The 764-nt window shown below is 43.5% G+C and carries 1 protein-coding gene; it reads left to right on the top strand.

Features of this window, described 5'->3' with window-relative positions; all coding sequences use genetic code 11:
- Positions 1 to 764, top strand: a 764-nt coding sequence (locus CWB66_RS18850) for a transposase (RefSeq protein WP_138586565.1), incomplete at both ends; no start/stop codon positions are given.

Below are 764 nucleotides of genomic sequence, written 5' to 3'. Positions count from 1 at the left end.
CAATTTCGGGGAGCAAGATCGGCCTGGCACTTTTGAGTATGCCCTTTGTTATATTGTCGAAAATAAACTCGATTTATCGGGATTTGACGCGTGGTACAACAATGACAAAACGGGCGCGGCGGCGTATCCACCTTCGGTAATGCTAAAGATTATTTTACTGGGCTATGCACATGGTTTGATCAGTAGCCGTCGGATTGCAAAGGCTTGCGAGCATAATATTTTATTTATGAGTGTGTCGGGTGATATCCAGCCGCATTACACATCTATAGCGGGTTTTGTGGCTAAAATGCATGAACAGATTGAGCCGCTTTTTACGCAAGTGCTGATGATATGTGATGAGGAAGACTTGATAGGCCGCAACATGTTTGCCATTGATGGGTGTAAATTAAAGTCCAATGCGAGTAAAGAGTGGAGTGGCACATTCGATGAGTTAGGTCGCAAAAAAGCAAAACTAGAACGCGCAAGCAAACGTATTATTGAACGCCACCAATCACAAGATGGGCTGGGCGAAGAATTGATAACTCAGGATTTAAAACAAAAAGAAAAGCTAGATAAAAGTGCAGGTAAAATTACCGAGTTCTTAGCCACTCACAAAGAAAAAACAGGCAGTAAAGGCAAGCCTGTTAAAAGTAATATCACTGATCCAGATAGTGCGAAAATGACCACGTCAAAAGGGACAATTCAAGGCTATAACGGCATCGCGATTAATGACGATAAACACCAAGTCATCCTGCAAGCACAAGCGTGGGGCTCAGTGGGTGAGC

It is taken from the genome of Pseudoalteromonas sp. S558 (assembly GCF_005886635.1).
GTDB lineage: Bacteria > Pseudomonadota > Gammaproteobacteria > Enterobacterales > Alteromonadaceae > Pseudoalteromonas > Pseudoalteromonas aliena.
Note: the sequence above shows the minus strand (reverse complement) of the source record. Positions and strands in the feature narration are given on the sequence as shown.